28 protein-coding genes are annotated in these 25,580 nt (G+C 45.0%); 3 read left to right on the top strand and 25 right to left on the bottom strand.

Features of this window, described 5'->3' with window-relative positions; all coding sequences use genetic code 11:
• Positions 1–87: 87 nt before the first annotated feature.
• The 11 genes from smc to MKY19_RS12955 form a co-directional block, all read right to left on the bottom strand.
• On the bottom strand, positions 88–3,657 hold the full coding sequence (gene smc / locus MKY19_RS13005; protein WP_339803350.1) for a chromosome segregation protein SMC: 3,570 nt from the start codon (positions 3,655–3,657) through the stop codon (positions 88–90).
• Positions 3,658–3,828: 171 nt separating this feature from the next.
• Positions 3,829–4,533, bottom strand: coding sequence for a ribonuclease III (gene rnc / locus MKY19_RS13000; protein WP_042127220.1), 705 nt, complete (start codon positions 4,531–4,533; stop codon positions 3,829–3,831).
• A 12-nt stretch (positions 4,534–4,545) separates the two neighbouring features.
• Positions 4,546–5,784: a beta-ketoacyl-ACP synthase II gene (gene fabF, locus MKY19_RS12995; RefSeq protein ID WP_076282776.1), complete on the bottom strand. Its 1,239-nt coding sequence runs from the start codon at positions 5,782–5,784 to the stop codon at positions 4,546–4,548.
• 218 nt (positions 5,785–6,002) lie between these two features.
• On the bottom strand, positions 6,003–6,236 hold the full coding sequence (locus MKY19_RS12990) for an acyl carrier protein (protein WP_036686493.1): 234 nt from the start codon (positions 6,234–6,236) through the stop codon (positions 6,003–6,005).
• Between the two features lie 175 nt (positions 6,237–6,411).
• Positions 6,412–7,161, bottom strand: a complete 750-nt coding sequence (gene fabG / locus MKY19_RS12985) for a 3-oxoacyl-[acyl-carrier-protein] reductase (RefSeq protein WP_042187706.1) — start codon at positions 7,159–7,161, stop codon at positions 6,412–6,414.
• Between the two features lie 52 nt (positions 7,162–7,213).
• Positions 7,214–8,137 carry an ACP S-malonyltransferase gene (gene fabD, locus MKY19_RS12980; protein WP_339803346.1) on the bottom strand — a complete coding sequence of 308 codons (924 nt, stop codon included), beginning with the start codon at positions 8,135–8,137 and terminating at the stop codon, positions 7,214–7,216.
• A 37-nt stretch (positions 8,138–8,174) separates the two neighbouring features.
• Entirely contained in the window at positions 8,175–9,164 is a 990-nt protein-coding gene (locus tag MKY19_RS12975) for a beta-ketoacyl-ACP synthase III (protein ID WP_139328492.1), read from the bottom strand.
• A gap of 8 nt (positions 9,165–9,172) precedes the next feature.
• Entirely contained in the window at positions 9,173–10,162 is a 990-nt protein-coding gene (gene plsX / locus MKY19_RS12970; protein ID WP_042187701.1) for a phosphate acyltransferase PlsX, read from the bottom strand.
• A complete protein-coding gene (fapR, locus tag MKY19_RS12965; RefSeq protein WP_042127208.1) occupies positions 10,146–10,742 on the bottom strand; it encodes a transcription factor FapR in 597 nt (198 codons plus the stop codon). Before fapR ends, plsX begins: the two co-directional genes overlap by 17 nt.
• Positions 10,743–11,165: 423 nt before the next feature.
• Positions 11,166–11,339, bottom strand: a complete 174-nt coding sequence (gene rpmF, locus MKY19_RS12960) for a 50S ribosomal protein L32 (RefSeq protein ID WP_019911234.1) — start codon at positions 11,337–11,339, stop codon at positions 11,166–11,168.
• A 69-nt stretch (positions 11,340–11,408) separates the two neighbouring features.
• Positions 11,409–11,921, bottom strand: coding sequence for a DUF177 domain-containing protein (locus MKY19_RS12955; RefSeq protein WP_042187699.1), 513 nt, complete (start codon positions 11,919–11,921; stop codon positions 11,409–11,411).
• A 218-nt stretch (positions 11,922–12,139) separates the two neighbouring features.
• On the opposite strand from MKY19_RS12955, the gene MKY19_RS12950 reads away from it, so the two are divergent.
• Positions 12,140–13,378, top strand: a complete 1,239-nt coding sequence (locus tag MKY19_RS12950) for a nucleotidyltransferase (protein WP_339803342.1) — start codon at positions 12,140–12,142, stop codon at positions 13,376–13,378.
• On the opposite strand, the gene MKY19_RS12945 is transcribed toward MKY19_RS12950, so the two are convergent.
• Positions 13,368–14,405 (bottom strand): SepM family pheromone-processing serine protease, encoded by a 1,038-nt coding sequence (locus tag MKY19_RS12945; RefSeq protein ID WP_339803339.1) that lies wholly within the window; start codon positions 14,403–14,405, stop codon positions 13,368–13,370. The two genes, MKY19_RS12950 and MKY19_RS12945, sit on opposite strands and share 11 nt — an antisense overlap.
• Positions 14,406–14,557: 152 nt before the next feature.
• On the opposite strand from MKY19_RS12945, the gene MKY19_RS12940 reads away from it, so the two are divergent.
• Positions 14,558–15,784: a nucleoside recognition domain-containing protein gene (locus tag MKY19_RS12940; RefSeq protein WP_339803337.1), complete on the top strand. Its 1,227-nt coding sequence runs from the start codon at positions 14,558–14,560 to the stop codon at positions 15,782–15,784.
• Here MKY19_RS12940 and coaD read toward each other — a convergent pair.
• From coaD to MKY19_RS12900, 8 genes are all read right to left on the bottom strand, one after another.
• Positions 15,756–16,274: a pantetheine-phosphate adenylyltransferase gene (coaD, locus tag MKY19_RS12935; RefSeq protein ID WP_076282781.1), complete on the bottom strand. Its 519-nt coding sequence runs from the start codon at positions 16,272–16,274 to the stop codon at positions 15,756–15,758. The genes MKY19_RS12940 and coaD overlap by 29 nt on opposite strands.
• Positions 16,258–16,866 (bottom strand): 16S rRNA (guanine(966)-N(2))-methyltransferase RsmD, encoded by a 609-nt coding sequence (rsmD, locus tag MKY19_RS12930; RefSeq protein WP_060624086.1) that lies wholly within the window; start codon positions 16,864–16,866, stop codon positions 16,258–16,260. Before rsmD ends, coaD begins: the two co-directional genes overlap by 17 nt.
• Before the next feature lie 646 nt (positions 16,867–17,512).
• A complete protein-coding gene (locus MKY19_RS12925; RefSeq protein WP_076282782.1) occupies positions 17,513–17,968 on the bottom strand; it encodes a DUF6773 family protein in 456 nt (151 codons plus the stop codon).
• Positions 17,969–18,349: 381 nt separating this feature from the next.
• Positions 18,350–18,454: a sporulation protein YjcZ gene (locus MKY19_RS12920; protein ID WP_081389784.1), complete on the bottom strand. Its 105-nt coding sequence runs from the start codon at positions 18,452–18,454 to the stop codon at positions 18,350–18,352.
• A gap of 119 nt (positions 18,455–18,573) precedes the next feature.
• Entirely contained in the window at positions 18,574–18,996 is a 423-nt protein-coding gene (locus MKY19_RS12915; protein ID WP_339803332.1) for a hypothetical protein, read from the bottom strand.
• A 111-nt stretch (positions 18,997–19,107) separates the two neighbouring features.
• The gene (locus MKY19_RS12910) at positions 19,108–19,392 is read right to left on the bottom strand and encodes a holin (RefSeq protein ID WP_339247685.1); all 285 of its coding nucleotides are present in this window, start codon (positions 19,390–19,392) and stop codon (positions 19,108–19,110) included.
• 20 nt (positions 19,393–19,412) lie between these two features.
• Positions 19,413–20,222 carry a glycoside hydrolase family 73 protein gene (locus tag MKY19_RS12905; protein WP_339247683.1) on the bottom strand — a complete coding sequence of 270 codons (810 nt, stop codon included), beginning with the start codon at positions 20,220–20,222 and terminating at the stop codon, positions 19,413–19,415.
• 579 nt (positions 20,223–20,801) lie between these two features.
• Positions 20,802–21,410: a pentapeptide repeat-containing protein gene (locus tag MKY19_RS12900; protein WP_076298872.1), complete on the bottom strand. Its 609-nt coding sequence runs from the start codon at positions 21,408–21,410 to the stop codon at positions 20,802–20,804.
• A 123-nt stretch (positions 21,411–21,533) separates the two neighbouring features.
• Here MKY19_RS12900 and MKY19_RS12895 point away from each other — a divergent pair, with 123 nt between their 5' ends.
• Positions 21,534–21,914 (top strand): PilZ domain-containing protein, encoded by a 381-nt coding sequence (locus tag MKY19_RS12895; protein WP_042187677.1) that lies wholly within the window; start codon positions 21,534–21,536, stop codon positions 21,912–21,914.
• Positions 21,915–22,028: 114 nt separating this feature from the next.
• Here MKY19_RS12895 and MKY19_RS12890 read toward each other — a convergent pair whose 3' ends face one another.
• Genes MKY19_RS12890 through MKY19_RS12870 form a run of 5 tightly spaced genes read right to left on the bottom strand, consistent with a single transcriptional unit; the run spans position 22,029 to position 25,538 of the window.
• The gene (locus MKY19_RS12890) at positions 22,029–22,757 is read right to left on the bottom strand and encodes a hypothetical protein (protein WP_339270884.1); all 729 of its coding nucleotides are present in this window, start codon (positions 22,755–22,757) and stop codon (positions 22,029–22,031) included.
• Complete coding sequence (locus tag MKY19_RS12885; RefSeq protein WP_339270882.1) at positions 22,751–23,452, bottom strand: ABC transporter ATP-binding protein; 702 nt, start codon at positions 23,450–23,452, stop codon at positions 22,751–22,753. Before MKY19_RS12885 ends, MKY19_RS12890 begins: the two co-directional genes overlap by 7 nt.
• A 13-nt stretch (positions 23,453–23,465) precedes the next feature.
• Positions 23,466–23,840, bottom strand: a complete 375-nt coding sequence (locus MKY19_RS12880; RefSeq protein WP_042187671.1) for a GntR family transcriptional regulator — start codon at positions 23,838–23,840, stop codon at positions 23,466–23,468.
• Positions 23,841–23,842: 2 nt separating this feature from the next.
• Positions 23,843–24,589 (bottom strand): ABC transporter permease, encoded by a 747-nt coding sequence (locus MKY19_RS12875; RefSeq protein WP_339803328.1) that lies wholly within the window; start codon positions 24,587–24,589, stop codon positions 23,843–23,845.
• A complete protein-coding gene (locus tag MKY19_RS12870; protein WP_339270878.1) occupies positions 24,582–25,538 on the bottom strand; it encodes an ABC transporter ATP-binding protein in 957 nt (318 codons plus the stop codon). The genes MKY19_RS12875 and MKY19_RS12870 overlap by 8 nt, the downstream gene beginning before the upstream one ends.
• Between the last annotated feature and the right edge of the window lie 42 nt (positions 25,539–25,580).

Raw genomic sequence — 25,580 nt, 5'->3', positions numbered from 1 at the left:
TTTGTGAGCGACACTTCATTGATTTAACTTCGTACAAAACTCGCCTCGAAAGCAGATACTTAAAAAAATCACCATTTTGGCAAGCCGTTAAGCGATCTCTGCTTCCTCATCCTCTAAACGTACAGAGACAAGCTTAGATACTCCGCCTTCCTCCATCGTCACTCCGTAGAGCACATCCGCCTCTTCCATCGTTCCTTTGCGGTGTGTAACGACGATAAATTGCGTTTGTTCCGAGAACTCACGCAAATACTGTGCAAAACGTACGACATTCGCTTCATCTAGCGCAGCCTCTACCTCATCCAGTACGCAGAACGGAACCGGCTTCACTTGCAGGATGGCGAACAAGAGGGCCATCGCAGTTAAGGCGCGTTCCCCACCAGATAGGAGCTGCAGGTTTTGAAGCTTTTTACCCGGTGGTTGGGCTACGATATCTATACCTGTTTCAAGCATATGTTCTGGATCCAGCAGCATGAGATCAGCTCTACCGCCTCCGAACAGCTTCGAGAATACCGTACCGAATTGTTTACGGATCGCATCAAAGGTCTGTTTGAAGCGTTTGGACATTTCATCTTCCATCTCACGGATAACTTGATACAGGGTAGTCTTGGCTTCGACCAGGTCATCTTTTTGTCCACTGAGGAAGGTATAACGCTCATGAACACGCTGATATTCTTCAATCGCACCTAAGTTCACTTCGCCCAATGCAGAAATACTGCGTTTCAGACGCTGTACATCCGCTTGTGCGGCAGGCACATCTTCGGGCACAGGATAACGTTGCTTCGCTAGTTCATAGCTTAGCTCGTAATCATCACTCAGCTTACGAAGAATATTATCAAGTTCAACATCGAGACGACCCACAGAAACTTCAGTAGAACGCAGCTTGTCCTCCACGACTCTAAGTGCCTGACGCTGATCCTTGGTCTTGCCCTCCTCTAGCTCAAGCTTACGGGTTAACGCTGAACGTTCCGCCCGAGCTAGATCCAAAGTACCGGCTGTCTCTTCCTTCTTCAGACGATAACTATTCAAATCTTCTTTCTGTTTCACGGTTTCCAAAGCATTACTAGCCAAATCCTGCTCGATCGTATGTAACAGATTTCGATTCTGGCGCAGCTCTTTATCCTGTGAACCCGCATCTTGTCTTAGACGACGTAATTGCTCCTCCAAGGAGAAGATCTCCTGATCGAGCTTGCCTTCCGAAACCTTCATACTGGTCAGCTTACCTTGCAACTCTTCCTTAGCGGATTCATTCGCTTTACGCGCCGATTCGGCATTACGGATACCCTCATGAGCTTCCTTCTCTTCCTTCTCGAGACGTTCAAGCTCAGCAGAGGCTTGTTTCCGAGTCTCCTCAAGCGCGCGGACCTCACTTTCAAAGCCACTACGTTCCGCGCCTGTGCTCTCCACTTGTTCCTGCACATGCCGAAGCTCCTGTTCAAGCTGCTTCAAATCGCCAGAAACACGTTGCTCTTCCAGTCTCTTCTCATCACCATCACGGCGCAGGTCCTCTAGCTTCACGCTAGCGTTTTCCTGCTCTTCACGAAGTCTGGCTATGCCTTGTTTCAGCTTAACAATTTGACGCTCGCTCTCTTCGATCTCACTGCTCAGCTGATCCAGCTGGCGTTTACGACTAAGTAAGCTATTGTTCTTCTTATGTTGGCTACCACCAGTCATGGAGCCCCCGGCATTGACTACATCACCCTCTAGCGTAACCACACGATAACGATACTGGCATCTAGCGGCGATGCGGTTAGCCTGCTCCAGGCTCTCAGCAATAACTACATTGCCAAGCAAACTGCCAACAATACTTGCATACTTATCATCGTATCCAACGAGTTCGGAACCAATTCCAACAAAACCTTCAGCATCTTCCACCATTCCTCGGTCGCTACCGGAAATTTGGCGTGGCCGGATAACATCGAGTGGTAGAAAAGTAGCTCGTCCCAATTGACGTTGCTTCAGGAAAGATATCGCTTGACGAGACACGCTCTCATTATCCATAACCACGTGTTGCAGCGATGCACCCAGCGCAGTCTCAACAGCCATTTCCAGCTTCTCAGGAACGGAGATGAGTTCAGCAACCGCACCATGCACACCGTTAAGCTGTCCTTTACGAGCTCCTTTGAGAACTTCTTTAACCCCAAGCATAAAGCCATCGAAATCATCCTGCATTTCTTTCATGGTCTCGTGACGGGAGACTTGTGCTTCCCGCTTCTGTTCCCATTTTCTCAGACCTGATTGCGTCTCTTCAATCAGCTTCTGACGTTTACTAAGTTGTTCACTTTCAGTAATATAAGCACCACGAAGATTGCTTAGTTCTTTTCCAAGCTGGGCAATCTTGTCTTTTAGCCCTTTCTGGTTAGCAGACAGCTCTTCATGCCGTGCAGTCCATTTGCCGCTTTCTTCTTCACTGCGGCTCATACGACGCTCCAGGTTCTCCTTCTGTTGATCCGCGTAACGAATTTCGTTACGTGCATTCGCCATAAGGTTCATTAACTCCAGGAGAGCACTTTTCAGCTTCTCCTCCTGGCTCTGACTAATACCGTCAGCGACACCTTCGAGTCTTGCCTCTTCCGCTTCGATCTGTTTCCGAAGCTCAACAAGCTTAAGCCGGGACGCTTCGAGCTTAGCTTCTAAATCCCCAAGCTCACGCTGTCGGTCCGCAGAACGCTCACCTACAGAACCTAATGTGAGCATTAACTGTTCACGGTTGCTCTCAAGATTGCGCTTACGTTCCTTCAACACTTCCCCGTAACCTTCGCTCTTCTCATAAGCTTCACTATAACGGAGCAATTGCTCTTGCTGCTTCTCGATCTGTTCTTCTAACGCGCGCAGTTCAGCACGTCCGCTTTCCAGCTTGGCATCATGGGCTGAGACAACTGTAGATAATTCCAGTTGCTCATCCTTTAAAGTTTCGAGCTTAGCGTTACCTTCCTGCCAAGCTGTATGAATGCCTTCAATCTGATGCACATAGACTGAAATTTCCTGATGCTTCAGTTGTTCCCGAAGCTCTTTAAAGCGAATGGCCTTCTCCGATTGATCCTTAAGGGGACCAATCTGATCCTCAAGCTCACTAATCAAATCGTGAATACGAAGCAAGTTTTGCTCCGTGTCGTCAAGCTTTCGACTTGCATCTTTTTTGCGCGATTTATATTTTACAATACCCGATGCCTCTTCGAAGATGCCTCGCCGATCCTCGGAACGAGTACTCAGAATCTCTTCAATCCGACCCTGTCCGATAATCGAATAAGCCTCACGCCCGATACCGGTATCCATGAACAGCTCTGTGATATCCTTTAGTCGGCAGGATTGCTTATTAATTAAATATTCACTCTCACCACTGCGGTGAACACGCCGAGTCACTGTAACTTCGCTGAAATCCAGTGGAAGCGTGTGATCCTCATTATCGAGCGTAAGTGATACTTCACCATAATTCACAGCTTTACGCGCGTCACTACCGGCAAAAATAATATCTTCCATCTTGCCGCCACGCAGTGATTTAGCACTCTGTTCGCCGAGCACCCAGCGTATGCCGTCAGAAATATTGCTCTTGCCGCTTCCGTTCGGACCCACTACGGCCGTTATTCCGCGCACAAATTCCATTTCTGTTTTGTCGGCAAATGATTTAAAACCAGCTAATTCTATCCGTTTCAAAAACATACTTGCCTATCACCTCTGACCCATTATACCATAGCGTTTATTCGCCTAAAACAGCTTCAAAATGAAGCTTGGCTATTCTTTCGAAAAAGAGCAGCAACGGTCTGAGCTCCGCCTAAACGCCGGTATTCAGACCTTTGCTGCTCTCCTCCGCTTGTCCACATGATGCAAAATTCAGGCACCATCTTCTTTCAGATGCAACAGTGCAGCTGCTGCAGCCTGCTGCTCTGCTTCCTTCTTCGAGCGGCCGCTCCCTTTACCAAGTGAACGGTTAGTCATTAACACTTCAGAGACGAATTCACGCTCATGCGCGGGTCCCCGTTCTTCAATGATCCGATATTCCAACGTACCCATATTGTGCTGCTGAATTAGCTCTTGCAGTTCCGTCTTATAATCGGTCATCTGCATTTGCAGTTTCCCATCCGTCTCCACAAGTGGAAATACGTGATTATCAAGAAAAGACCGTACAGTTTCCAGCCCTTGGTCAAGATAAAGCGCTCCCACGAAGGATTCGAACACATCAGCCAGCAGGGCCGGGCGAGTACGTCCGCCCGTAAGTTCTTCCCCTTTTCCCAGCAGTACATAACGGCCAAAACCTAAACTCTCAGCGAACTTAACCAGCGAAGGCTCGCATACGATAGCGGCACGTAGCTTGGTCAGTTCCCCTTCAGGTCGATCTGGCAACAGATTGTACAAATATTCAGAAACCGTCAGCTCCAGTACAGCATCCCCTAGAAATTCGAGGCGCTCATTGTCCTGATGCTGATTGAAACGGTGTTCATTCACATAAGATGCATGGGTAAAGGCCTGCTTCAGAAGCACAGAATCGTGAAATTGGATTTGAAGTTGCTGTTGTAACTGCTTCAGTTCTCCTTTCACCGCGCTGTCCCCTTACTGATTATATTTTTTTAGAATAACTGTTGCGTTATGTCCCCCGAATCCAAACGAATTCGACATTACGATATCAAGATCCGCTTTACGAGGAACATTTGGTACATAATCCAAATCACATTCCGGGTCCTGGTTGTCCAAATTAATTGTTGGAGCAATCATGCCCTTTTGCAAAGAGAGTCCGCAGATAATAGCTTCTACTCCACCAGCAGCACCTAGAAGATGACCTGTCATGGATTTCGTTGAGCTAATAGCTACTTTATAGGCATGTTCACCTAACGCTTTCTTAACAGCAGCCGTTTCTGATCGATCTCCTACAGGCGTTGAAGTACCATGTGCGTTGATGTAATCAATATCTTCAGGAGAGATACCAGCATCACGGATTGCCATCTTCATGCAGCGAGCTGCACCATCTGGATCCGGTTCAGTCATATGGTGAGCATCAGCACTTAGACCATAGCCGATTACCTCAGCATAAATCTTCGCTCCACGTTTCTCAGCATGTTCAAGGGATTCCAGAATCAAGATCCCAGCGCCCTCTCCCATAACGAAACCATCGCGATCTACATCAAATGGCCGACTAGCCTTCTCCGGCTCATCATTACGAGTGGACATTGCTCTCATTGCACAAAATCCTGCCATTCCTGTTGGACGAATGGTCGCTTCCGAACCACCGCAGATCATAGCATCCGCGTCTCCACGTTGAATCAGACGGAATGATTCCCCAATGGAATGACTTCCTGTAGCACAGGCCGTCACTGTAGTCGTATTCGGTCCCTTTGCACCGAGGTTAATGGACAGCTGTCCAGAACCCATGTTAGCGATCATCATCGGGATAAAGAACGGGCTAACCCGTTTTGGCCCTTTTTCAAGCAACAGATTATGATTGTCTTCCCAAGTACCAAGACCACCGATACCCGAACCAACAGATACACCGATCCGTTCAGCATCGATATCTTCACCGATCTTAAGTCCACTGTCTCTCAATGCATCTTCACCAGCAGCCACTGCAAATTGTACAAAACGGTCCATTTTGCGGGCTTCCTTGCGGCCAAAAAGCGCCTCCGGATCAAAGTCTTTAACTGATGAAGCAATTTGCGTAGTGTATTCACTGACATCAAACGCTTCAACCATCGATACACCTGATTTACCGCTCATCAGATTATCCCAGAACGTCTCCAAGTCTTTCCCCAGTGACGTAATTACGCCCATCCCGGTTACAACCACTCTATGACTCAAACACAATCACCCCATCTATAGGCTGTATACATTATATTCAGTACTTATATACTGCAAATTATTACTATATGAACAGCGATCACCGCATCATTAAAGCTTCTGCGGTTCTGTTATAATCCCTATGAAGCTGCACATGGCAACCTGTAATACATCTTTAATGCTGTATAAATGAGGAGAAGCCCCGCCCAAGTTGGAACGGGACTCTCAATCATATGACTCTAGGTATGAGATTGTATGTACTTCACAACTTCACCCACGGTCGTAATCGTCTCTGCATCTTCATCAGAGATTTCCATGTCGAATTCATCTTCCAATTCCATAACCAATTCTACTACATCAAGAGAATCAGCACCTAAATCATCTTTGAAAGACGCTTCTAATGTTACCTCAGCTTCATCGGCACCTAAGCGGTCGATGACAATGCGTTTTACACGCTCTAATACATCGGACATCCGGTTCACCTCCTCTTTTGGTATTATACGAGATATGAGGTCAAAATACCATAGACCGCAAAAAACGCTTTCCTGATCCCTCACATTTCATCTTTAAAACAGTGTAATTTCTCCCAAGCATAAAACCCTTCGGCGTCCTTATAAGGACGGTAAGTGTTATATTTTCAAAGGAGAATTACATATACATCCCGCCATCCACGTGTAGTGTCTGGCCGGTCATATAAGCGGCGCCTTCAGAAGCTAAGAAAACAACTGTCATAGCTACTTCTTCCGGACGCCCAAGGCGAGCTAGTGGAATGCCCTTCTCTAGCTCACTGCGAACTTCTTCAGAGAGCTCACGTGTCATATCTGTATCAATAAACCCAGGAGCAATACAGTTGACGGTGATGCCCCGCGAAGAAAGCTCACGAGCCGATGCCTTCGTTAAACCGATGACACCAGCCTTAGCTGCAGAGTAATTAGCCTGACCAGGGTTACCTGTCACGCCCACAACCGAGGAAATATTAATGATTCGGCCATAGCGCTGTTTCATCATCGGACGTGTTGCTGCCTTAAGGCAATTAAACACACCTTTCAGATTCGTCTCAATCACTTGATCGAACTCTTCCTCTTTCATGCGCATAATCAGGTTGTCCCTAGTAATGCCGGCATTATTGACAACAATGTCAATACGTCCCCAGGTATTAAGAACCTCTTTCACAAGGCTCTCGGCCTGTTCACTATTGCCGACATCTCCACGGAGTGCAATACCCTCCGAGCCAAGCTCGACAATACGGGCCACAGTCTCCTGTGCCGCCGCTTCACTTCCTGCATAGTTCACAGCCACCTTTACACCGTGTTCTGCAAGAGCAAGCGCGATACTACGACCAATGCCACGTGAGCCGCCAGTTACAAGGGCCGTTTGGCCCCGCAATGCTGAAAACATAGTCTAATCCCCTTTCAATCGTGATGCTGTTGTCAAAATGTTAAACCATTTCTTACAAAACAGTTTGGACACTTTCAAGTGTATTAATGTTGATTACTTTGACTGTTTTATCTATTTTGCGGATCAGACCTGCCAGAACACTGCCAGAACCAATCTCAACAAAAGTGTCAACACCATCCGCAATCAACCATTCAATACTGTCTTGCCAAAGCACAGGAGAATACACCTGACGAACAAGCAGTTCGCGAATTTCTTCGGGATCTGTTACCGGTGATGCAGTGACGTTAACGATGACAGGTACATTTGGAGTGTTGAAGGTTACTTTCTTCAACTCTTCTGCCAAACGATCTGCAGCAGCTCTCATCATAGAAGAGTGAAAAGGTCCACTTACTTCTAGCGGAATTGCCCGCTTGCCACCAGCTTCTTTAACACGCTGCACAACACCATTAACGCCTTCCTGAGATCCGGAAACAACGATCTGACCTGGACAGTTAACGTTAGCCAGTTCTACAACACCATTCTCTTCAGAGATAGTTTGGCATAATGCTGCCAGCGCTTCACGTTCTGCGCCAAGCACTGCAGCCATTGCACCTTGTCCTCCTGGAACAGCTTCTTCCATGAAACGACCTCTCAAGCGTACAAGTGTTACAGCATCTTCATATGACAACACACCCGCAGCTACTAGTGCACTGTATTCACCAAGGCTATGACCAGCAACATAATCCGGCTTCAAACCTTGTCCACGTAGAGCTTCAAGATAGGCTACGCTTGCTGTAAGAAGCGCTGGTTGCGTGTTTACCGTTTGCTTCAACTCACTGTCCGGTCCTTCAAAAATCAGCTTACTTAGTGGAAATCCGAGAACTTCATCCCCTTTCTCGAACACTGCACGGCTGTTTGGAAGAGCATCATAAACATCCTTGCCCATTCCAACTGCTTGTGCTCCCTGACCGGGAAAGACGAATGCAATTTTACTCATAAGTATGAACTCCTTCCCGTATAACGGTCTTAGCTTATTACCAGATCAATACAGATGCGCCCCAAGTCAAGCCACCGCCGAATCCAACCATCAGGACGGTGTCGCCTTCTTTCATACGTCCTTCTTCCGCCGCTTCAACAAGCGCTAGTGGAATGGAGGCAGCCGAAGTATTGGCATATTTATCAACATTGATTACACATTTCTCTGGTGGCAAATCAAGACGCTGCATAGCGGATTGAATGATACGAATATTCGCTTGGTGAGGTACGAACAAATCGATATCTTCCTTACCCAGACCAGCTTTAGTAAGCACACGTTCTGTAGCTGAGCCCATTACACGAACAGCAAATTTAAAGACTTCACGGCCATTCATATAAATGAAATGCTTCTTATCTTCAACGGTTTGCTGAGAGGCAGGCAAGCGTGAACCGCCGGCTTCTAGCTTAAGCAAGTTCCCTCCAGAGCCTTCAGCACCCAGATCAAAGGATTGGAAACCACGACCTTCCGGAACTTCACCAATGATAACTGCACCTGCTCCATCACCAAACAAGACACAAGTATTGCGATCTGTATAATCTGTGATGCGGGATAAAGTATCCGCACCTATAATAAGTGCATTGTTGTACATTCCGTTCTGAATAAAGCCAACCGCAGTAGCTAAGCTGTATACAAAACCAGAGCAGGCTGCTGACAAGTCAAAAGCCGCAGCGCCTTTAGCACCCAGCTTATCCTGTAAAATACAGGCTGTAGAAGGGAAAGCACTATCAGGTGTTACTGTTGCAATAATAATAAGATCCAAATCTTCGGCTTTCATTCCAGCGGAATCAAGTGCCTTGAGTGCTGCTTCATACGCTAGATCAGAAGTTGCCTCGTGAGGCGCAGCAATATGTCTCTCGCGGATGCCTGTCCGACTGACGATCCACTCATCGTTAGTCTCCACTATTTTTTCCAGATCGCTATTTGTCAATATTTTCTCAGGTACATATTTCCCAGTTCCTATAATTCCAACCGGTCGCAACTGTCTCATGTCGTCACTCACTTCCCGCTAATTTCCTTGGATATACTTGGCACAAGATCGGCTTGTAGAGCAATCCGCGCTTGTCTTACCGCATTCTTAACTGCATTTCCGTCAGAAGATCCGTGGCCCTTCACTACCAATCCGCTAAGACCGAGTAGTGGTGCACCACCGTGCTCTTTGTAATCCATTTTACCCTTTAAAGCTCTAAGCTCCGGCATCAGCATAGCCGCGCCAAGCTTAGTCTTCAGGGAACGACTAAATTGCTCCTTGAGCAAAGAGAACAAAGCGCCCGCCGTACCCTCAAGAGACTTCAGCAAAATATTACCGGCAAATCCATCGCAGACAAGCACATCGCAATTCCCTGTCAGTACGTCACGTGCCTCAACATTACCGATAAAATGAATACCTGGCAAGTTCTCAAGCAGCGGATAAGCTTCTTTCGTCAGTTCGTTACCCTTTCCAGGCTCCGTCCCTACATTCAGAAGTCCCACACGCGGCTTAGCAATACCATGAACCTTGCTCCGGTAAATGCTGCCCATCAGCGCATATTGTACCAGATGTTCAGGCTTCGCATCCATGTTAGCACCAAGATCAAGAGCCAGTACGCCAACATCGTCAAGCGTTGGAATCATAGGCGCCAGTGCAGGACGTTCAATTCCCTGCATCCGGCCAACTACGAGGAGTCCTGTGGTCATTAGCGCACCCGTGTTACCCGACGAAATCATAGCATCTGCTTCACCTTCACGCACCATTCGTCCAGCTACAACCATGGATGAGTCTTTTTTACGACGAACTGCCTTAACCGGCTCTTCATCAGAACCAATGACGTCTCCTGCATGACGTATTGTCAGATTAGATGGCTTGTCTTTGAGTAGTGGCTCTAATCTGGCTTCGTCACCAACGAGCACAATCTGCGTATCTTTCCATTCCGCGGCCGCGGACAACGCCCCCTCGACATTACATTCAGGAGCGTTGTCCCCGCCCATGGCATCAATGGCGATCAGCACTATGGTTACCCCCTTCACTGTGTTCATCATTTGCGGACCGATACACTATAAAATGGCCCTGAAACACTAGTTCTTCTCCGACATAGGTGAATACGTCCACCTCTGCTTTGCCACCCCTACCGGCGAGTGACCGCACCTGTGCTTTGGCAATACACTTCTCACCTAGCTGAACTGTGCGTACAAAACGTATATCGGCTGAAGCGGTCAGAGCAATTTCATCGTTGATAACGGCAACCGCAAGCGAGTTCGCTTGAGCAAACACATAGTGACCACGAGCGATCCCATTTCTAGAGAACACATGGTCTTCGCGAATCTCAAATATCGAAATCCCACTCTTGTCCAATTGTAAATCCACAATATCTCCGATGACTTCATCCGCAGGCAAAGAGCGCACCTGATCATAGGAGTGCTCTGCCATTTGCTTCATTCGTTCACGCAGTTCCGGTATCCCCAGCTCCATTCGGTCTAACCGAATCGTCTGAATGCTAACTTTTAGCTGACGAGTCAACTCCCGATCCGTTACAAAAGGATTACCTGCGATTATATGTAGCAGCTGTTGCTGACGTTCTTTCTTGGACATCCGCTCGATTGCGGCTCACCTCCTGGCACGTGCCAAGCATAAACGCTTTCGGCGTCCTTATGGACGATAAGCGTTTAAGCGAGAAATATAAGACATCAAGTATAGGTGCATAACTTATACTTTCTTATATTTTAAAGAAAGCATTCGGCCGCTTGAATGGCCGCTGTTATATTAGGTCAAATAATCTTAAACATTATTTAGAACCAGGTACTAATATGTAGTATAAAGCATGCCGCACCAAAAATAAAGCATTGACTTCTGGGCGGCTTATGTTTGGATAAGCATAAACGCCTCAGCGTCCCTAATAGACGGTAAGCGTTTGTGCAAAAAATATAAGGATAATGTATAGCGTAAAACTTATATATTCTTATATTTCAAAAAAAATAGTACTTCACCGATAGTGAAGTACTATTTATTCCGAAACTATTGTTTGATGATTTCTCTTGCTTTGTAAGTTCCGCAAACTTTACATACGTGGTGAGCCAATTTCAACTCTCCGCATTGTTCGCATTTCACCATGCCCGGCACAACCAACTTAAAGTGGGTGCGACGTTTGTCACGGCGTGTTTTAGACGTTCTACGTTGTGGTACTGCCATGTGTTCCACCTCCTTGTGATATTTCTGTCAGCCTGCTCCTCAGAGCAGAATGTGTTTTGTTGTAATGTTTCATTTGAAAAAGTCTTTCAACCCAGCGAGTCGAGGATCGATCACTGTGTTGTCGCAACTGCAGGTGCCTTCGTTCAAGTTCTGTCCGCATTTCTGACAAAGACCAAGACAGTCTGCCTTGCACAATACCGAATCCGGTAAGTGCAGTACGAAATTTTCTTCCACATAAGGAATAAGATCCACAACCTCATCCTTGACGTAAATGAGTTCCTCATCTTCGTCATCATCTGGAAGAACTGGCTGCTTAAGCCACTTGAAAGTCTCAGCAAAAGGAATGTTCAAATCACTTTTGACCTCCGTGAGACAACGTGAACATAACATGTCCACATCTCCACTCAGTTTTCCCACCACGTTCACACAATCGGTTCCCGCGGGCAGCGCTTTAAGGTCCACTGAGAGCGGAGCAACAGCTAGAATATCCTTGCGCCCTTTGACTACCTCGCTGACATCCACAACATCGTGAATATGTAACGGTTCGTCGGCATTCGCTAATTTGCGAAAGTGAATCTGCATAACTTATCACTCCCAAACAAACAAAATTTATTATACCTAGTATTATATACCTTTGTCAACCATTTTCCCTTTATATTGTTTCAGGAATTGGAGAGAATTATGATATAACTATTAGTGTAAATCAAAATGACAGCATATGCGAACTGAGTTTCTAAATATTAATCCTACTAATCTCTACTTATATTTTAAATAATGGTTACATACGGAGGGAAGCAGCAGTGACAACAGTTGGAATAATAGCAGAATACAATCCATTACATAACGGACATGTCCATCACTTCACCGAAGCCAAAAGACTATCTGGCGCTGAGCGCGCCATTGTCGTCATGAGCGGTCCCTTTACTCAGCGCGGCGAGCCGGCGGCGGTAAGCAAGCAAGCTCGGACAGAGATGGCGCTACGAATGGGCGCCGACCTCGTCATTGAGCTGCCGGTGGCCTATGCTGTACAGCCGGCAGAATGGTTCGCCTTCGGAGCAGTTGCACTGCTGGAAGCGACCGGGGTCGTGAACAGCTTGTGCTTCGGCTCCGAAGCCGGCACTTTGGGTTCGCTGCTTCCTCTGGCCAAGTATCTGGCAGAGGAAAGCAGCGAACTTCAGAGCGAGATCCGCCGCCGCATGGCGCTCGGAGCGAGCTTCCCCGCCGCGTACAGCGCAGCGGCGGCGGTGGCCTTTGAAGGGACTCTCCATGAAGAGGAGAGTCCCGGCGATGCTGGCGAGTTGCTGCGCCAGCCGAATAACAGCCTTGGCTTGCATTATCTCATCGCCTTGCAACGGCTAAATAGCAAGATCGAGCCGCTAACCGTTCCGCGAACGGCAGCCGGATTCCATGATCCTTTGCAAGTTGACTCATCGATCGCAAGCGCCACTGCTATTCGCAAGCTGCTGCAAGAAGGCGGCTCTCCAGCAGCATACATGCCGGAATATAGCGTGTCCATATTAGAAAGAGAGCATGCAGCAGGTAGAGGTCCTCTGGAATTGGAGCATTTCCGAGGTCCCCTCCGTCACCTGCTCTCTACACGTACCGCTGCCGAGCTACGAACCATCCAAGACATGAATGAAGGCTTGGAGAATAGAATCCTTCGCCTTATGCCCGATCTTGAGCAATTCTCTATCTCGGGTTTGCTTCAAGCCCTTAAGAGCAAGCGTTATACGCATACACGACTGCAACGTCTCCTGCTACACATTTTGCTGAATCATACAAAGGAAGAAATGACCCCTTCTGTACTAGCGGAGGGGCCCGGGTATATTCGAATCCTTGGTTTTAGAGAAAGTGGACGAGCTCTCCTTAAAGAGATGAAACAAAAAGCAACCTTACCCATCGTCATGCGGCCGTCACTGTGCTCCCATCCACAACTTGAGCGAGACCTTCAAGCCGCGTCTGCTTTCGCAGGAGCTTTTCGAGAACCGCACAGAACCGATCTGTATCGCGATTATTTGGAACCTCCGGTCATGGTTTGACCGGTAGTTCCTCCATATACTTCAGTGCTTCATCCAGTGTCGATACGGGTACCAACTTCATAGATGTGCTGATTTTATCAGCTTTCGTTTTGGCTTCGTCGTAATTCTTAACAGGAACGAAAAAAATCTCCGCCCCTTCTCGATCCGCAGCAACAATCTTATGCTTCACTCCACCGATAGCACCAACCACACCCTCAGCGTCGATCGTGCCCGTTCCTGCAACCCTATGACCTTTGGTTAAATCACCAGGCGTAAGCCGGTTGTAAATCTCCATAGTGAACATCAGTCCTGCAGAAGGTCCACCAACATTCGTATCCACAAAGCTGACCGCTTTGCCTTGTTCTTTAGGTTTTACCTTTTGAACTGCGGCTATAGTGACTCCAAAACCAGGTCGGACTGCAGAACCTTCTTTATCTTTGATCTCGACAAGTGTCACTTGTTCCTTTACTTCCTTACCGTTTCTTTGTAAAACAACAGCGACCTGATCACCGATTTTTTTGGTTGAAAGTAAAGCAGAAAGTGCTTCTGGATCGGGTACCTTCTGGCCTTCTACACTTATGATTCTGTCACCCGGCTGGAATTGTCCTTTATTACTGGCAACCGGAACTGAAAAAACATACAAATAATCCACAACATCCTCATACGGAATTCCTGCAGCATGATAGGCCGCCTGAACGGAGTAAGATTGCGAGCTGTTCATATAAAAAACCTGCTCCGCAGCATACTCATCTTCAGACTTATCTCCTAACCGTGTTTCTTTCCGCACAACCTCTGAATTGGAGTTAAAAACAGAGGCGACCAGCAACGCCACATTAGCGTAACTAGCAGATACTGTAGTCATCATGAAGGTTCCTTCTTCAGCTGGATCGGCATTTTCCACTTTTATCATAGGGGCAACTTCAGAGGCACTACCCGGTTGATATACAATGTACGGGGTGTTCATAAATACAAATACATACACGATAACTACAAACGTAAAGAGGTAAGCTGTGGCACGGAATCCCGGCCGATGCTTCAACTGCTTCACTACTCTTCCCTTCTTTCCCACGGCACATTTAGGATATGAATGTTTGAACTTCATTACCGCTTCGACTAGTGGTTTGGCATGATGGTTGTCTACTCTGCATAAATTGATAACACATCCGCTATGCCTTAAGTTATGAAGAGGTGATTCTAGAAATGAACAATATTAAAATACGCCGTCTAGCTAGTCGCTCCACACCTTTTTTATCTGGGGTGATCGCAATCCTGTTAGCCATTGCCATCATCATCTCACCAGAAAGCTCTTTCGAGGCTTCTCTCCAAGGGTTAAAGCTCTGGTGGACACTCGTATTCCCTGCACTTCTCCCCTTCTTGATGCTGTCTGAGATGCTAACCGCTTCGGGCTTCGTGCATGGTTTCGGAGTGCTCCTGGAACCATTGATGAAAAAGGTCTTTCGACTGCCTGGCGCGAGTGGTTGGACTTTGGCGCTTGGAATCACCGCTGGATTCCCCGGCGGGACCGGAGGTGTAATGCAGCTTCATAAGCAGGGCAGCATTTCGGACAAGGAAGCCGCTCGTCTTGCTTCACTTACGCATTTCGCCAGTCCAGTAACCCTGCTCATTGTGATTGGTGTAGCTTTCCTACATAGTCCTACAGCAGGTTACTTTCTACTTGCTATCCACTGGGTTTCAGGACTTTTGGCCAGTTATACAGACGCTCTTTTAAATGGCCGGCTAGACAATCCGCAGCCTTCTGTAAAAGAACGCACGAATACCAAACGACCTTCTTTATATAGTCGTGTCCAACTTGCAGCCACTGAAGCCAGATCAAGAGATGGCCGAAGCTTCGGTAGACTTCTTGGGGAGTCAGTAGCTACAGCGGTACAAAATTTGATGGTTGTGGGCGGTTACATGATTATGTTCGCCGTGGTCATCAATATCATTACTACGGTACTTCCTGTATTGCCAGCCGCTCTGCCAGCGAGCTTGCTCGAGATTCATTTAGGAGCCGACGCTATAAGCAAAGGGCTCTCGAGCATCGGAGCCGGAGCATCAGGTGTACTAGGCTTGGCCTTACTCTCTGCTGCACTAGGCTGGAGCGGGCTCTGCGCGCAACTACAGGTGCTGACGTTGCTTAAACAAGCAAATGTCCGATTCCTCCCCTATGCTGTCGTTCGCCTGATGCACGGCGTTTATGCTTTTTTATTAACACTGCTACTATGGAAACCACTTTTAGTAATAAGTGAAGCCGCTTTGCCTGCACTCGCTGATTCACAATCCATACCAAACAGAACCATTAATGTAACTGCCATATGGAGCTCTTTTCCACAGTTGCTTAGTTTGCAATCGCTTCTGCTAATCATCCTACTGGCATTATCCGCAACGATCTATCTCGTTAGCGCTTTTCGCCATCGGCTCGATTAAATTTAAGCTTCATCGCCTGTTCCACCTCAGGCGTCACGAAGTCAGACACATTCCCACCAAAATGGGCAATTTCTTTTACAACGCTGGAGCTTAAATAGGAATATTTCGGATTAGTCATCATAAAGATCGTTTCCGCATCCGGATCCAGACTATGGTTGATGGATGCATTTTGCAGTTCATATTCAAAGTCAGTTACGGTACGAATGCCACGTACAATGACTTGAGCATCTTTTTGACGAACATAATTGACTAATAGATCCCTAAAGCTGTCGATTTCCACATTGGGAATATCAGCTGTTGCCTGTCTTAAAAGCTCTGTCCGCTCTTCTACAGTAAACAGCGGGTTCTTACTCAAATTATTAAGCACCGTTACGATTAAACGGTCGAATTGCTTGGATGCGCGCCGAATAATATCCATATGTCCCATAGTCACGGGATCAAAGGTGCCTGGATAGATGGCAACACGTTCTTTTCTAATTTGCTGACTCATTCTCTACCTCCTCACCAGTCTCGCTTTCCACAGAAGGATTAGCTTCATACTGATAAATAGAAATTGTCGTTTCTCCGTATACGGCCTGACGCAGCCTATAAAATCCTGGGATATCCTCAGGATAGGCATAACTTGATTCATGCTCCAGAACAATGATTGCGTCCTCTTGCAGCATTCCTTTTTCTACCATAGATAGCATCAGCTCATCTCCGTGCTTCAATCGGTAGGGAGGATCTAGAAAGACTAAATCAAAAACACGTCCCCGCTTCTCCAATGCACTGAGGGCTCTTCCTGCTTCATTTCGGTACACTTGCGCACTCGCTTCAAGATTAGTCGCTTTCAAATTGGCACGAATGGTGTCAATACTCTTGGGATCCATATCTACAAATACGGCGCTTTCCATCCCTCTGCTTAAAGCTTCGATACCCAAACCACCTGTACCTGCGAACAAGTCCAGTACCGCTCCACCTTCAAAATATGGACCGATCATACTGAATACAGCTTCCTTCACCTTATCGGTTGTAGGTCTTGTTCCACTTCCCGGCACACTTTTTAGTGGTCTTCCTTTTGCACTTCCCGATACCACTCTCACCGTCAATCACCCGCTCTATGTCTCTGTTTGTTATACCCAAAAGGGCATAAGTCCACGCCTATCGTAACACATTTGCGCGATGAAATAAAAAATTTGTCTAGATATGAAAAATGGAAAGATCAAGACTATTCCGATAAATAAGTCTTCCTTATGTATAAGACTGGGCTTCCAGGGACATCATGTAATTATCGACACCACAAATGTCGTAGACAACCGCGGAGCAGGCTTACGTTTCCCCATAAGCTCTTCGTCCGGTTTCTCCTCTCCCATGAAAGGGGCCCTAGAGATAGGGCCCCGAATTTATGTTTAAAGACATTAAAAGTTATTATTATATATGGAATAATCAATACAAAATTACTAGTTTCGGACAATGAGAAAGAAGGACGCACACAGTTGCTTGCGAATGCTGCCGCCTTAGGAATACCCCAAATTTCTGCAATTGCCTCTTGGCTCAAAGATCACGGTCATAGGGAAATATAGGCTCTCGTGCTTATCCTTTCGGAGATCTGCGACGTGCCTTATTTTCAGCAGCGTATTCAACTCCCTCTGATAAAATTAAAGCTCATTCATATTGAATTGGATATGGAAAACGACCTACGGTTATATGAGCGTGGCAAGATAGATGAGGATGAAAAATCCGCTCATTTCATTCAACTGTATCATCACTACTTAATTCATCATCGATTTGCTGTTGTCTTTTTTTGTTTATATTCCGTAACACTAGGTGTGTAAGAAAATAAACAATTATAAAAGATACAAAGATTAAAATAATGCTCCATACATTTCTTTCTCCCGCCAAAACTATAAGCAACGAAACACAAATTCCGCCTGAAATAATGCTGTTTATGAGCAGCTTTTTATTTGTGTTTCTTCGGGAATCCCAAATTTCAACACCAACAGACAAGTGCCGTATCGTTATATATATTCCACTACCAATTAAACAGAAAAACTCGACTGCAAATTGCTCAAACGGAGCATTCATTATGAATTGTTGAATCAGTACTGAAATCAGCAAACAATATACTAATATTTGATAAGCATCACTTTGAATCTTTCTTCTTTGAGATACAACTCGTTCATCATTCATTTTACTTTTTTTCATTATTATCCCTCCCTATAACCAGAATTATAATATATTTATTACATAATGCAATTTATATATTGCATTTAAATGTGAATAAAAAGCAAACTCACACAATAAATTCGCTAAAGAGTATATACATCATAAAAGGACCACCTTTCGGCAGCCCTTTGTTAGACAGTCACGTTCGTGGTTACATGATAGAAATAAAAGCTTCCCACCGTTACGACAATGATTAATAGTACAATAATAGAAGAAATCCCGATCAGCATTTTTTATGTACTTCAATACGAGAGTAGAATCCTACGACTTTTGCTTTGCATGGCATGGCATAATTCGAAATAGTACCATAAAGAAAGTCTGCTTCCAGCACGAATGCCAGAAGCAGACTTTTTTATATCTTTAGAATATGCATGCGCTCGTAATAATTACCAATAAGATGAACAATACCAAAATCGCGCCTGTGGAAGTAAAAGCACCACCAACATGACCAAATTCTGCACCCATGAGAAGACCTCCTCCGTATTTTAGAATACATCACAGGATATGTATTAACCCCCCAAGAAGATTGGGCGAACGGTTAAAAATAAAACCCCGCCAACTGCGCGAGGTTAGTGTAAAAATGTTTAATCAGAAACTAAAATACCGTCAAAGCTTTCTGGACCCACACGAACTGTGCCGAGTAGATTAGATGAAACAAATGCTGTATAAGTGAGTTGAGGTGTGATTGCAGGTAAGAAATCGTCTGCTGAAAAGGTTATGACTTGCGGAGCCAAAATACTTAGACCAAAAGTTGAAGTAGCAGAATATATAAGCGGATCGGTCGGCAAGGTTCCCCTTACAATCGTAATTGTGATACCCACTAAAGCTAAAGGAAGCGTTACAGAGATCGTTCCTTTAAGCAGCACACGCGGATTTGTAGTCACTCCTGCAGTCAACAACCCAATCTGTCCAAACAGCTGTGGAGCATTTAGAACGGTTATAGGAATGGCTATAGAGTTGGCGAGGCTGGCATTTTGTGACGTTCTTGCATCAAGATAAGTTCCCATTGTTGCACCCCCTTTATAATTGACATAAGATAATATATTAGGGTTCTCGATAGATTGCATAGTCACAATACCTGTATAAAACGATTGTTTTATATAACTGATAGGCCGAGTCTATTTATCATCTGTTTTGGTTCCATCCCTTTTGTTAAAAGCAAGCTCAAATAACCCCGTCGCCGAAAGTCCTGCTAGCCCTCCAGCCCATAGCCGCAGGATCAGATTCATATCAGTGAACGGATAGGCCACTGCTCCAACCAGCAAGCCAATAGCTAATCCAACAACCGGTACAATATTCCGCGGAAGTCGCACGCTATTCTTCACAAGTTGTACAAGTGCCATTACGAAAACAGCCAGCACAGAAGCAAAGGCAAGCACACTGTTGAGAGCATCATTATACATGGTGTTTAATCCTCCTTATTTCATTTTCCACTACCAGAAGCAAGTAAGCCTGCACGGTTCAGCACTGTTATTATGCGATAGAAGTCATAACTGCCACCTGACGGTGTATCTAGCAGCCCTGCAGCACTCGCTGCCTTTACTGCCGCTTCAGCCCATGGGGGTACATTCATCACTGCTCGGTCTTCAATTAAAGTCACACGATCTGAAAGCTTAGTAATCGACTGACCTTGTTCCTGCATACCTGTTTTTAGCGTATCCTTGCTATCCGTAAGGCTCACAATAAGAGCACGCAATTCTTTTATTTCCGTTTCCAGACTAGCCAGCCTTTGTTTATCCTCTGCCGACATTTCGTCATCACCTTCCTTGGCTTCATCATCATATTTATACAGATTGTAGGTATTCATGATTTGGATTAGCTTTGCTGCATAGTTTGGGTCGGTAGCATAACCAGCAGCAGCAATCTCTTGTGCGGCTACCTTGCCACTAGCACCAAGCACTTTGCTGTAAAGATTACGATTCCACGAAACACCATTCACAATCAACGCGGAATGATCCGCAACAGATTCTCCCCAGTTGTTATAGGCCCGAAAAAGAGCTTCTACTTTAACAGCTTTACCATTAACATATTCAGTAGTTTGCACAGTAATACTACCGGCTGGTCCGCTACCTTTAATCCCAAACAAATTGTTGGCCTTAACAGTCAATCCGCTGCTGCCAAAGCCCGATTCCAGCGCCGCTTGAGCTATCGTTAGCGATGCCGGAATCTTGCTGATCTGCATGTCCTTTACAGCAAAATTTGCGATCTTCGCAATAAACTCGGTCTCCGTCATTTCATCACTTCCTCTCCTTTTATTAAATGCTGACCATAATGAAATGCTTGTGCATATCCCTACTAATAGAGCGTCATTGCTAGATTCCATTCAAAATAAACGTCAAAACACGCGCCCAAAGAGCGCGTGTTAGTATTTGATAATTCGAATGTGACATAAGTAGCTGAAAAGAATTAAATGGAGCATGCAACTAACATAGGGCTATTGGTCCTGCTCACATGAGCAATTTACTTCTCGTAGATTCATAATATGTAATTATAAGTAAAATTGTCTTGAAGTTTCATTAAAACTAGCGTAACATATAGTATTAATTGACTATATAGGAGGGTCTAATAGACTATGCCTTCATATTACTTTAGAGAACTATGGACACCCTTACGCTGGGTAGGCATTAAATTTTTCCGTGATGACGAAGGTTTTCTTTGGATTAAATGGTGGGCCAAACCCAGAAAAAGACTGCGTTAACCGTTAAGCAAGCAAATATACATAAGAAGTTTCATACAATGTGCATATGTATTTCTTGATAACAATCTAAAGGGGCATCAACCGCTACAACATTAGCAGCTGATGCCCCTATTCCTAGTTCCCTACCTTAGCCCCAAAAGAGCGTGCTAACAGTACAGCCTGATCTATATCCATACGAACACCTTGCAGATCCAAACTTTTCAAATCAATTCCTTCAACAATAGCATCCCGTAGGTCAGCCCCCTTAAGCTTGCATTGAGACAGCTGTACACGGCTCAGATCAGCCCCTCGAAGATCACTTTTTTGCAAATTACAACCCATTAGATCGGCCTCAGTAAATCGAATCCCGCGCAGATCCTGTCTGCTAAGATTGGTATGTCTCAGGTTCGTGTAGGACCAGTCCCCGCCGATAAGTGTGATCCCGTCCAAATAAGCATTTGAGAAATCAGAGCCTACCATTTTACAATCTTCAAATTTAGATACGAACAGATTCGCACCCGTGAACTTACAGTTAGTAAAAGCCGAGCCTTTATGGTGTGATGCATTGAGCATGGCTCCAGTAAAATCGCAATCTATAAATCGGCAGCCGATGGAAGTCATCTCTTCCATAGAGCTTCCCTTGAAGGAACACTGCTCAAATGTACAGTTATTTAGTTCCCCGTCCTGTAGACTTCCTTGGTCAAAATTGTGTTTTTGGAACGTTTCATTAAGGTATTGGTACATGTTAAGTCTCATCACCTTCATTAGGATTAAATAAATTTATTCTTATTAAAAATAGCACTTTAGTAGATTGTTCTCAACAATCTCTTTCGATATAATTGCAAATAAACGATACGGAGGGAAATTATGGATGTGTCCAGCAGGAAAGAACCATTTCGCTATGTAATGAACCAGCCGCTTGAATGCTGGATTGAAGTTCCAATAAGTAGTAGCGGTCCGGGTGCCGGAAAGCTAACAGAAGCTGTGTTGCTCGATCTTAGCCGATCCGGCTGCAAAGTGCGCACCCCCCTGAATCTTCGATTCACGGCGGGCGATACAAAGCTAGTGATTCATCTTCAATTAAACGAAGAAAAGCTTCAACTCGTGGGCAGCGTCCGTTGGGGCTGGATGTTCGGACTCGGCCAATACCAATATGGAGTTAAACTTAAATTGAACGAGGACGAAGAAGAACAGCTACATAGAGAACTCGATATATGGACAGCCTCTCTAAATGTAGAGGGCCTGTAGAATTCTACATAACAGATGCCCTTCTCATGGAAAGGCGTCTTTTTTTTTGCATAAAAACGAAGACAAAGCTAATCGCTCTGCCTCCGTTCTAAAAAACGTTATTTCACCGTGTACCTAGGACTCCACTCTTTTCTTAACGAGTTTAACAATAGCAAATACTAGAATCACAATAATCACAGCTTCGAACAGGGTAGGAAGTAAACCAAGAACATACTGAGAGGTCTCAATATTATTTAATTTAGTAGCCTCATCCGTCACTTCAAATCGAAAAGCTCTTTCCAAAGTGATATTTTTATGATCGAACATCGATGTTTCTATTAAAGAAATTAAATACTGTATTACAAAAAAAACAGCTATCCCAATCCATACTCTTCCTTTCACTCTCACACTCATTGCAACGGTCATGGAGAACATTACGAGTAACATAGAGTAGGCGGAAGCCCAAAAGACTATTAGCACTGTATAGGCGGAAATCAGCCAAAATTTTTCCGGTAAAAACGAAGTTGAAAACATCATAATATCAACTGCTAAATGAATATAAGCAACTAGAAATAAACAGAGTAACGAACCTAAGAACAGCATTATCGGTGAGAGAACGGTGTACAGGACTGGTACTGGCACAAGCCTACGATTGAATAATCTCAGGTTCTGACCGAAGGTGCGCAGACTAAAAAAGAGAAGCACTACACCTGCTACGGCATAGGAAGTGACGTTCATCATGAACATCTCTTGATCTGAACGAACAGTAAATCCTATCACAAACTGCACAAGAATGGTGATAACAAAAACAGCAAGAAACTTATCTCTATCTCGTCTAAAATCATACTTCACTAGCTTTAGCATTCTGCGTACACCTCTCTGAACAGTTCGTCTATGCTTTTACCTTGGCGCATCCGGATATCTTCTACCGCCGTATGCATCACAATTTCTCCCTCTTTTATAAAAATCACATCATCAAAGATCCGCTCGATATCCGATACTAAATGAGTAGAAAGGAGAATGGTGCTGTCCTCTTCATAAAACTCTACTAACGCGTTAAGAATTTTAGTTCTAGCTACTGGATCAACACCACCGATTGGCTCATCCAGTAAATACAGGCTAGCTCGGCGTGATAAAGCAAGTGTAAGCTGTAGACGCTCATTCATCCCTTTGGACAAATCCTTCACCTTATCTTGAGCTCTTAGCTTCATAAACTCCAACATTCGAGAAGCCTTAGTCTGATCAAAATCCGGATAGAAATCACTTTGGAACTTTAGAGCATCCTTAACATTCATCCAGGATTCCGTAAGCGGCTTATCGGGCATAAATGACACTACTGCTTTACTATCTATGCCTACAGCCCCTCCAATAATGGATACACGACCGGAAGTAGGCTGTGTCAGCCCGGCGATGATTTTCATAAGTGTACTTTTACCGCTGCCGTTACTGCCCAGCAGTCCCGTGATTTTACCCGCACTCAGATTAAAGGATACTCCGCGGAGGGCGTGCTTGGATCTATATTTTTTTGTAACGTCATGAATCTCAAGTATATTTTCCAACTTGCTTATCCCCCTATTCTCCATCCTTGTTTCGGATACTCTCTGCTACTGCCGCTAAAATATCTTCACCTTGAAAACCAAGGTCCTGCATGCCACGAATGAAACGATCTAGTACATCCTTTGCCATTTCTTTTTTGATGGTCAAAATAGTTCCTTCATTACTAGTGACGTATCTTCCCATTCCACGCCGGGTCTCCACGATTTCTTCACGCTCCAGTTCCTGAAAGGTTCTTTGTACTGTATTCGGATTAATCTGCAGTTCATTGGCAAGCTCTCGTACCGAGAGAATTTTATCTCCTGGTTTTAACTTACCTGTAACGATTTCTCCTTTGATGTAATTCATGATCTGAATATAAATCGGCAGGTTGTTATCGAATTCGATTGTCATGATTAAGCAACATCCCTTCGTCTAAAGACGGAGAAGCCTATGAGTAGAAAGACAGCTGTGTATAAAACTAGCATTACTATGGAAAAGGTCAGCGTCATTCCAGGCATAGGTGCTCCTCCACCTTCATAAGCAGCTAAATTTAGGTTGGGGAATAATACATATTTATAAAATTCACGAAAAATAACCAATTTGTCTATCATCAGCATAAACATTGTAGCACCAATTGTAACACCTGTAGATGTTGTCAAAATCCCGATCATAAAAGCAAGTGTTGTATATACAACTGTACTAACTGAGTTATACATTATACTGGTTAACATCTCACGAATACCAGCCTCACCACCACTCAAACCAAACCATAAAGCTCCTGATGAAAAAACCGCCAACATGCCGACAACTGCCACTGAGAACGCGTAAATCAACACAACAGCATATTTGGACGCAAGTATTGCTGTACGACTTCTCGCACGGATTAGAAGGAATTTGATGGTGCCCTGACTATATTCTTTTGAGACAATACCCGCTGTTCCGATGATTGCGAGAATGGTAATCACTTGCCCAATCCCTTGTGAAAGCAGCATCATTGCTGAAAAGTCATAAGCTGATCCAAACATATCAGGTGAGACAGAATGAACAATATAACCTAATAGCAAGGATAATAGAATTAATATCAGGTAAGGTACAAAAAACGTACGTTTCTTCGAGAGCTTGAGCCATTCATTAACAACCAAATTATTAAAGCTACGCAATTCGGTTCCCTCCTGTCCATTTCAAGAAATCTTCCTCTAAGCTTTGTTTATTCTCTGCAATCCGGTAAATACCTACCCCTTTATTACTAAAAGTCGACACTAGTTCCGGCACTTTACTGTCATGCAGATTTATCGTCACCTCAGAACGAGCACTATCCATAGACAATAACTCTGCGTATTCTAGCCCTTCCAAGATGTTAATTGCTGATTCTACTGAGCCTACACGAATGGTTAGTTTCACATCTGAAGCTGTCTCCTGCTCCCCACCAATCGCTGTAACGGTCACTAATTTGCCGTTCTGAATCACGATGGCCCGGTGACAAATTTGTTCAATTTCAGTTAGTAAGTGACTGGATATTAGAATAGAAATCCCTTCAACCTCAGCAATCCTACGCATATAATCACGCATTTCTCGTATTCCTGCTGGGTCAAGGCCGTTCGTAGGTTCATCTAGAATCAATAACTTTGGTCGGTTCAGTAATGCCTGAGCAATCCCAAGACGTTGACGCATACCCAGCGAATAGGCCTTCACTTTCTTATTCATCGCTTCCTGAAGTCCTACCAATTCAACAACCTCATCAATTCTGCCAGCCTCAATATTATCTGTCATTCTCTGGTATTGCTTTAAATTATCAAGCCCTGTCATATACGGATAGAACTCTGGATTTTCAATAATCGCTCCAATATGTCCAATAGCTTTATTAAAATCACTCTTAATACTGTGACCTTGAACGATCACATCGCCTTCACTCATCCGTATAAGACCCGTCATCATCCGGATCGTTGTTGTCTTCCCTGCACCATTGGGTCCCAATAGCCCAACAATTTCTCCCTTACGGATATCAAATGTCAGCTTATCCACAATGGATTTCCCTTTAATGATCTTGCTTACCCCATTCATTTGCAGCACGATTGAATCCTGCATGCGTTCATCACTTCCCTGCTTCATGGTAATCCTCCCTGCCATCTTTTGTATTATTGATGAGTTTGT

The sequence above is a fragment of the Paenibacillus sp. FSL R5-0744 genome, assembly GCF_037972555.1.
In the GTDB taxonomy this organism is placed as follows: Bacteria; Bacillota; Bacilli; order Paenibacillales; family Paenibacillaceae; genus Paenibacillus_AQ.
The sequence above is the reverse complement of the archived record's forward strand: the minus strand, read 5'-3'. Positions and strand labels throughout refer to the sequence as shown.